9 protein-coding genes and 2 pseudogenes are annotated in these 8,102 nt (G+C 41.4%); 9 read left to right on the forward strand and 2 right to left on the reverse strand.

Features of this window, described 5'->3' with window-relative positions:
- The 8 genes and pseudogenes from ACFING_RS08530 to ACFING_RS08565 all read left to right on the forward strand — a co-directional run.
- Positions 1–329, forward strand: a pseudogene (locus ACFING_RS08530) (hypothetical protein); the annotation flags it as partial.
- Positions 326–733, forward strand: coding sequence for a hypothetical protein (locus tag ACFING_RS08535; protein WP_375630478.1), 408 nt, complete (start codon positions 326–328; stop codon positions 731–733). The pseudogene ACFING_RS08530 and the gene ACFING_RS08535, both read left to right, overlap by 4 nt.
- On the forward strand, positions 721–849 hold the full coding sequence (locus tag ACFING_RS08540; protein ID WP_375630479.1) for a hypothetical protein: 129 nt from the start codon (positions 721–723) through the stop codon (positions 847–849). The genes ACFING_RS08535 and ACFING_RS08540 overlap by 13 nt, the downstream gene beginning before the upstream one ends.
- Before the next feature lie 64 nt (positions 850–913).
- Complete coding sequence (locus ACFING_RS08545) at positions 914–1,390, forward strand: hypothetical protein (protein ID WP_273791330.1); 477 nt, start codon at positions 914–916, stop codon at positions 1,388–1,390.
- A gap of 84 nt (positions 1,391–1,474) precedes the next feature.
- Positions 1,475–1,621, forward strand: coding sequence for a hypothetical protein (locus ACFING_RS08550; RefSeq protein ID WP_375630482.1), 147 nt, complete (start codon positions 1,475–1,477; stop codon positions 1,619–1,621).
- Complete coding sequence (locus ACFING_RS08555) at positions 1,611–3,686, forward strand: hemagglutinin repeat-containing protein (RefSeq protein ID WP_404977388.1); 2,076 nt, start codon at positions 1,611–1,613, stop codon at positions 3,684–3,686. The genes ACFING_RS08550 and ACFING_RS08555 overlap by 11 nt, the downstream gene beginning before the upstream one ends.
- Complete coding sequence (locus ACFING_RS08560; protein WP_375630486.1) at positions 3,683–4,090, forward strand: hypothetical protein; 408 nt, start codon at positions 3,683–3,685, stop codon at positions 4,088–4,090. The genes ACFING_RS08555 and ACFING_RS08560 overlap by 4 nt, the downstream gene beginning before the upstream one ends.
- 176 nt (positions 4,091–4,266) lie before the next feature.
- Positions 4,267–4,626, forward strand: a complete 360-nt coding sequence (locus ACFING_RS08565; RefSeq protein ID WP_375630488.1) for a hypothetical protein — start codon at positions 4,267–4,269, stop codon at positions 4,624–4,626.
- A gap of 100 nt (positions 4,627–4,726) precedes the next feature.
- On the opposite strand, the gene ACFING_RS08570 is transcribed toward ACFING_RS08565, so the two are convergent.
- Together ACFING_RS08570 and ACFING_RS08575 are read right to left on the reverse strand one after the other, a co-directional pair.
- On the reverse strand, positions 4,727–4,927 hold the full coding sequence (locus ACFING_RS08570; protein ID WP_007347209.1) for an AlpA family transcriptional regulator: 201 nt from the start codon (positions 4,925–4,927) through the stop codon (positions 4,727–4,729).
- 207 nt (positions 4,928–5,134) lie between these two features.
- Positions 5,135–6,303 (reverse strand): annotated as a pseudogene (locus ACFING_RS08575) (tyrosine-type recombinase/integrase).
- Between the two features lie 306 nt (positions 6,304–6,609).
- Between ACFING_RS08575 and ACFING_RS08580 the strand changes: the two are divergent.
- Complete coding sequence (locus ACFING_RS08580) at positions 6,610–8,037, forward strand: hypothetical protein (RefSeq protein ID WP_375630489.1); 1,428 nt, start codon at positions 6,610–6,612, stop codon at positions 8,035–8,037.
- The last annotated feature ends 65 nt before the right edge of the window (positions 8,038–8,102 follow it).

An 8,102-nucleotide genomic window follows, 5' to 3' on the forward strand; every position in this document is an offset into this window, starting at 1 on the left:
AAAATTATATCTACATACAAGGTCATATGTTAGACCCCATTAGTACAGTGATTGGTTACAATTGGCCTACGGCTTATAAGGCACCTTTAAATCTAGATTTTTCACTTTTGGAGAAAGGTATAAAAAATCCTTTTTATATGACGATATTTGCAGCAAACAGTTTATTTACTATAGCAACTAATCCTCTCAGAGAGATGGGGAGAGCGGTCTTGGGCCTTAACCCGAGCCCCCATAATTGTTATGCTGATGCGAGTGATGCGTGTAGATGGAATTACGGTTCATTTGGTTTTAACAAACTTTATTCAACGAGAACAGGGAACAAAAAATGAAAATGTTGTTTAATTTATTAAGCCTGCTCATTTTGTTAACGGTTACTGGATGTGACATTGAAAACATTGACAAACCTGCTCCAGGATACGTGAGTATGTGGGAGAAGTCAGGTGCGGATTCTACTGAGGTAGGAAAAGCCTTATTAGAATGTGGAATGCCGAGTCTTATCGATCCTGATTCAGAAAATAGAAAGCAGAGCATCAATGCAAAAGCAACAACTTATACATGTATGATTCAAGCAGGATTCCGTTATAAAGGGGGAGGGAAGCCGTGTTATACTTTTAAAGAGGAAAACCTCCCCATTTGTCAGGCTGGTGCTGTCATCCCGAAGAGAAGTGTCGAAAAGCGCTTAAACAGCCCGTTTTGTAAAAAATATAAAAATGCGGATGAATGCCAACCTTAAGTTTTGCTGTTTGTGATGGTCAACAATCCCTCATCCTTGCTTTGCTTGAAATGACGGGATTGTTTCCTCAACTAACCATTTCAATATTGTTCACCGTTGTTTTAATGAAGCGGTGACAGGAAATATCAACAGGCTTATGAGCTGTTTTATCGTAAATAAATCCATTGAAAGAGGGGAAAAATGAAGAAAATCTTAAAACTATTGAGTTGCATAGCTCTCTTAAATACAGCTGGATGTGTTAACCAACCTCCTCCATCAACTTTAGCATTATGGGAAAAACCAGGTGTCGATAAAGCGATGATCCAACAATCCTTATCAAAATGTGGCTGGAAACCGGTTTATGCTTCTTCTAGTGATATGAATTCGTATGCGAGTGAATTTGCCTCAGTTTATGAGTGCATGAAAAAAGCAGGTTTCCGGTATAAATTGCAAGATTCAAAAGGGCTTTATTTTGTACAACCTCTGAAAAGTGACTCGTTTTTAGCTAATTTGATGCTAGCTGGATATCAGCAATTTATGGACAATGATACCTTTGGTGTGACCAACAAAACGAAACAGGAACGCGCTTTACTAACGCATTTTGAGGATGAAAGAAAACGTCAGCAAAAGCAAAAAGCTTTACAAAAGCGATCACCAAAGCGTCCTCCCCATCGTTAAAAAGGTCGTTGGATAAAATCACGAATGAAGTAGAGGATCAAAGCCGTCTCCTTCTTTATCCACGCAACGGGCACTTTTAATTTGGTGTTTAAGATAGTCGACAATAAGGCAGGTGAGGTTTCATTACGGGGGATGCGTATTTTGAAGCCAAAGTCGTGGGGCAATCCACAGGATACGTTAAGCGGTTTGACCGAGGCTGGCGCATCTGGCAAGTATGACAGTGGGCTTTAAAACTGAGAAAACAGAAGCCTCTGTTCAGACCTCCACAGCGGTGACAGATAGCATAGAAGGCGGACGCGCTGTTAATATGCAAGCCCACAAAGGCAGCATTCATGGTGTTGGCGCTGATATTATCGCTGGTACCAATCCAATCTATGTGCTGGAAAATGATGAACAGAGCGGGAATATCACCATGGGAGTAGGTGAAGATATCATCTTTGAAAGTGCGCAAAATACGCAAAGCACACAAAACAGCAGTGAAAGTGCTTCAATGAGTGTTGGCACCGGTTATGGCACGGGTGGCGCAGGGGCAACGGGCAGTGCTTCTTTTAGTCAAGGGGAAGGTTCCAGTGAGGAAGTTCAACACAAAAACAGCCATATTATAGGCACCGGCACAGTTCACACAACGAGTGGGGCAAACACCACATTGGCAGGCGCCGTGGTTTCTGGAGAGCGTGTAGAAATGGAAGTAGGGGGTGATTTTGCCATTACCAGTCGCAGTGATACGGGACAAACTTCCAGTAAGCAAAACTCTGTTTCTGTTGGGTTTGGTGCTGGACAAACGGGTGGTGGGGGCTCCATGAGCGCCTCTTTCCAAAAGGATAAATCCTCCAGCGATTATCATAGTGTTGTGGAGCAATCAGGCATCAAAGCGAGTGATGGCGGCTTTAATATCATAGTTAAAGACAAAACAACGCTGACCGGAGGCATCATTGCCAGCACCGCGCCGGCAGATAAAAACAGCCTGACCACTGGAAGCATTAGCACCAGTGATATCAGCAACGGTGCCCATGCTAAAGCCAGCAGCCATGGGTTTAGCATTTCTGGTGGCGGTGCTTTGCAACAGGGGAAATATGGCATCATAAAAAATATTGCTAAAAATGCTTTAAGTCATGGAAAAGCTAAGGATGCAGCGGAAGGAGAAACCAAATCTGCTATCAGCGATGGGACTATCATCCTTACTGATACAACTGGACAGAGGGCGATGGGGCAAGATGCTGGACAAATCATTGGCTCTCTCAACCGCAACACCGCAGCAGCCCACCAAGCAGTAGGACAGCTAGATGTCGCACCGCTTGAGGGAGCAGTGCATAATCGCGTAGATATGATCAATGATTTATCGGATGAAGGATTGGGATACTGGGACAAAATACGCGAAGTCGCAAATGTTAAAGAGCATCCAGTAGGTGAGATTTTGCATGATGAAAATGGCAATGTCCTCCATTTAACCGATGAAAATGGAAAACCTATAAAAGGCAATGATGGAAAAAATATTACTCTGTATCGCTATTTAAAACCAGGAGAAGAAAATCATTTACAAAAAGGCTCTGATGGCAACAGGCGTATGTTCTATAATGGTATTTCTAATTCATCTGATGAAGCAGCCCGTAATGCCGTCAAAATGGCTGATAATGCGCATGAACCCCTTTATTTTACCTACCACCCCCAAGCTAAAGATAAGCTAGTAGAGTTCGGGGTAGCAATTTATGAGTATTTTGGGGGATGGAGTAATTCGACCAAGAAATTCCAAGATTTTGCCTCTCGTTATGGTAATGATGGGGCGATTGTTAGTGCGCATAGTCGTGGTAGCTTAACAGTAGGCAATGGACTACGTGACTTTGAAAAGCGCGGCATCCACGGTATAGCAGAAAAAACAGATATTTATCTTTATGGACCAGCGGATCATGCTCAATCGATAGCGAATGCATTATATGTCGTAAGCGATGGCAAAAATGATCATGTTTACTTACAAAGCCATGCATCTGACCCCATTAGTACGTTGTTTGGTTACAATGCACCTACTTTTTATAAAGTACCTTTAAATCTAGATGTTTCACTTTTGGAGAAAGGTATAAAAAATCCTTTATATATGACGCTGTTTGTAGGAAAAAGTTTATTGACTACAGCAACCTCTCCATTGATAGAGAGAGGGAGGGCGTTAGGCGGTTATGATCCTAGTCCTCATAATTGTTATGGTGATGCAAGTAAAGCGTGTATAACTAATTATGGAACATCTCCTACTAAACAAATTCATTCAATTTATTCGACTTTAGATCATTTATGGAAGAAAAAATGAGACAAATTTTAAAATTATTGAGTGGTATAGTCCTATTAAGTGTGACTGGATGTGACATATCAAAAATTGACAGCAGTCCTCCAGAGTACGTGAGTATGTGGGAGAAGGCAGGTGCAGATTTTACTGAGATAGGAAAAGCCTTATTAGAATGTGGAATGCCGAGTCTTATTGATGCTGATTCAGAAAATAGAAAGCTTAGTGTTAATGAGGATGCAACAATTTATGCTTGCATGGTTCAATCAGGATTCCATTATAAAGGGAGAGGAAACTGGTGTTATACATTTAGAGAAGAAAACCTTCCCATTTGTCAGCTTGGTGCTGTCATCCCACAGAGAAGTGTTGAGAAGCGCTTAAATAGCCCTTTTTGTAAAAGAAGTCCAGTACAACCTGAATGCAAACCTTAAGTTTTGTTTGTGATGACCGACAATCCCCACACTCACGTTTTTACATGCCTGTGCGGGATTGTTTCCTCAAGCAACCATTTCAATATTGTTCACCGTTGTTTAAACAGCGGTGACAGAAAATATCAACAAGCTTATGAGCTGTTTATTGTAAATAAATCCATTGAAAGAGGGGAAGAATGAAGAAAATCTTAAAACTGTTGAGTTGTATAGCTCTGTTAAGTATCACTGGATGTGTTAACTCAATTCCCTCACTTTCTCCAGCATTATGGAGAAATAAAATACTTTTAGAATGTGGAGTACCGGACCTTAATAAGGTTGTGGCGCTAGATTTGAATCAATTTGCCAGTATTGAAATGTGTATGGCGCAATCAGGTTTTCGCCCTAGCTTTACAATACAAGATTGGTGTGAAAACCATAAATCGGACAACCTTCCCATATGTCGTCCTAGTGCTGTCATGCCTCAGCGAAGTGTTGAGAGACGCTTAAATAGCCCTTATTGTAAAAAGCATTCAGAACAACTTGAATGCAAACCTTAAGTCTTGCTTCAGCAGAGAAAGCCTTGAATTTACACCAAATAAAGCTCCAGGTTGATGAGTTTGAGAAAGCCTTGTCCGTCCTTACGTGATAAGGTTTTTTTTATGCCGCGTCACTTTGACGTTGCTGTTTTGCTTGCTCGATGACATTCAAAAGATCCGATTGTAACCAACGGGATAAAAAACCAAATTTTAAAGGTTTTGGGAGAGAGCCATTAGTAACATGACGGCGGAAAGTTGAGACACTCATATGAAGCAATTTTGCACTTTCACGGTCAGTTAAAAGAATATCATTTTCTGTCATATTAAAATCCTTTCTATCAAAAAATGGTAACAAATCATAACCATTTATTAACCACATTTTGGTTCATTTTTGAAGGTATTTTATTTATAGAAAACAATATATTATCATATAAATTCTAATGTGATAATTTATGAGTCTTATTGAGAAAGAATGAGAGAGAAGAGAGAGAAAGTTATCCACAGATAATGGGGTTATTCACCCCATATTTTAGGTTTGACCCGTGACATAAGCCGCCCATTTATCCATATAGACACGGCGCTGTTCTAGATAGTCAGTGCGACGATAGGAGCGCTCTACTTGTCCTCCTACTGTATGACTTAGAATAGTTTCAGCGACCTCATAGGGGGCATCGGTTGTTTCTGCTAGCCAATCGCGTAAACTAGAGCGAAAACCATGGGGGCAAGCTTCAATTTTATTTTTTCTCATATACGCCGCCATCATCGTATGTGAAAGAGGACCACGACCGGTAAGTGAAAAGATGAAATCACTTTTAGAGATACAGCGGGCTTGTTCAATTACTTTTATTGCTTCAGATGATAGGGGCACGTGAAACTCTGTTGTGGCATCACGCTTGCCTTTCATATTCTCAGCAGGGATTGTCCATATATCACCTTCAATCTGATCTTCACGAATATGACGCAAAGGGTTGGTACGAACGCCTGTCAGGATAAGCAGACGCAAAGCTAAATGTTTTATAGTTGTTGTTTTGCAGAGAAATTGGTAAAAAGCCGGCACATCTCTCCAATCCATGGCTGGTAAGCTTTGTTTTTTATGACGTTGTTTGCCTAAGAGAGCTTTTGCTTTTTCTACTGCTTGTAAATCAACATCTAACCCTAATGCAGCCGCATGTTTGAGACAAAGATTAAGACGCATTAGTGCTGTTCGAGCAGTTCCAGCTTTTGTATGCCAAATAGGGGCAAGGGTATCGCGTATCTCTGTTTGCGTAATCTCTGAAACGGGCAGACAGCCTAATTTAGGGAGAATATGGAGGCGTAAATGTAAAAACCAATTACAAGACTCACCATCATTCTTTAATTCAGCTTTACGGCTTTCAAAAGCATCTAGAGCAATATCTTTTAAATAATGGAGATTGCGCATTGCCTCACGCTTTTGTTTGTTGCGTTCTTTAATAGGGTCACGCCCCTCACGTAAAACAGCCCGCCACCTAGTTGCCAATTCACGGGCTTTTTTTAAAGAAATATTTCGCAACGCCCCCAAGCCCATTTCACGACGGCGCCCCCGTGAAGGGTGTACCGTAAAATCCATTGAGCACCTCCATCTTTACGCTTATGAAGAAGCAAGCCGGCGCCATCATTATATTTGCTAGCCCCCAATGTTGCGACAGATCTTGCATTAAGACGGTTCATAAGAGCCATTTTTAAATCCTTTCTTATACAAATTTGATCCACACACTCATCCCACTTGTTATGTGCAAATGAGAGGTTTTGATTGATTCAAGATAAACAGCTTTGAAATGAGAGAATCCTACGTTATTCGAGACTCTCATTCAACATACAAAACAGTGAATTATCATTATAATTCAATGCATTGTTACAATCAGAGACAACGGTAAGCACGTCAGAAGAGGCAAAGGCTCTTTCAGAACAGACAAAGGATGCGTGTGATGAAGTTAAAGCCTCCGTTTCCTCTGTTAAGAGAATGCAGAAGCGGCGCAAACAGGAGTGGAACAAGCCTCGCAAACAGCTTCAGAAGCGAAGGGTTTGGCGGAAGCGGCGAAAAGTGCAGCAGAGAGTGTAACAGAGAAAGTAGATCAAGCACTAAGAGAGGCTAGCGATGCAAAATCTAAAGCAGAAGGCTTAGAAACAATAGCCAATGAAGCAAAATCCACGAGTGATCATGCAAGCCAAACCGCTTTGAGTGCAAAAAATTTATCAGAAGAAGCGAAGAGTGTTGCGGAGCAAGCAAAAGAAGAAGCTGATACGACGAAGCAAGGGCTTGGAGAGGTCAAGAGTTCACTAGACACGGTGACAGCAACAACAAATTCTGCGAATATAGCCGCCTCTGAGGCAAAAGTGTTAGCGGAAGAAGCGAAGAGTGCATTGATAGAAGTTCAAGAGAAGGCACAGAGGAACAGAGACAGTCTTTCTGAGCTTCAAAGTAAGGTAGGTTCTCTTTCCACTAGTTTTTTAGAGGATGTGCGTTTTCATCAACCTGACAGAATTCTGGAAGTCGATTCGAAAAATAGAAAAGGTCTTGTGATCAATGAAGGGGCATGTTTTCGCTTTTATCATGGTGGAGAGAATGGGGATAGGTCCATCTTTTACCGCGTTCCAAGGCGTGGAAGGATGACTTTTGACGAAGATCTTGAAGCAGGAAAGGATTATTATATATATCTCATCTTAAAAGATCAGACGAATGAGCTATCCTTTGAGCTTTCGCAAAATCCGACGGCTCCTGATGGCTATACAAAGGATAATTCTGAAAAGATTGGTGGATTTCATACGCTATGTGCGGATGTTGGTACGATTTCCGGTCATCCATTGTCTGGTTATAGAGCAGGGGATATTTTACCCAATTCAGTTTGGTGTCTCAATCACCGTCCGCATAGTTCACCAGAAGGTATGGTTTATGACCCCTCTACAGATCTGTGGGTTGATATTTATCTTCAGTCAGGGACGGGTCACAATACCCGCTCTGCGTATAATGTTCGTATTACGACGAACCGCCTACAAACAGATCGCATATCGGATATGCTGCGTGTTAAGAAGGCTTTGCTCAATAATACAGAATTTACCTCTGCGATGTATGGAAGCAATGAAGGTGGTGTGATTCAAGGCAAAAAAGCACCTTCACCAAAACATTCTGGAGGTCATAAGAATACGGCAAATATACGGATGATTTCGCATATCGGTTGTGAAGATGGTTGCGGTTATGTTTGGCAATTTGTGAGAGATGTTTGTTTCATGCAAACGGTAACTGGAACCTCACCAAATGTACAGTTTAAAAAAGATATGTATGCATTGTTAGCTGGTGGAGACTGGACTGATAGTACGAATATCAATTCACATCTGCGTGCAGTCATTATACGGAATGCCATTTATGAATCGGCTGGCGCCCGTGGCTGTAGTTATCCACGGCATTTTGTTTAGGAGGGAGAGATGATAGAATATCCAGAACATTTAAATAGCAAAGAAGATTATCTGAACATGCTTTC

Origin of the sequence: Bartonella sp. AP150HLJHH, assembly GCF_042196385.1 — a bacterium.
In the GTDB taxonomy this organism is placed as follows: domain Bacteria; phylum Pseudomonadota; class Alphaproteobacteria; order Rhizobiales; family Rhizobiaceae; genus Bartonella.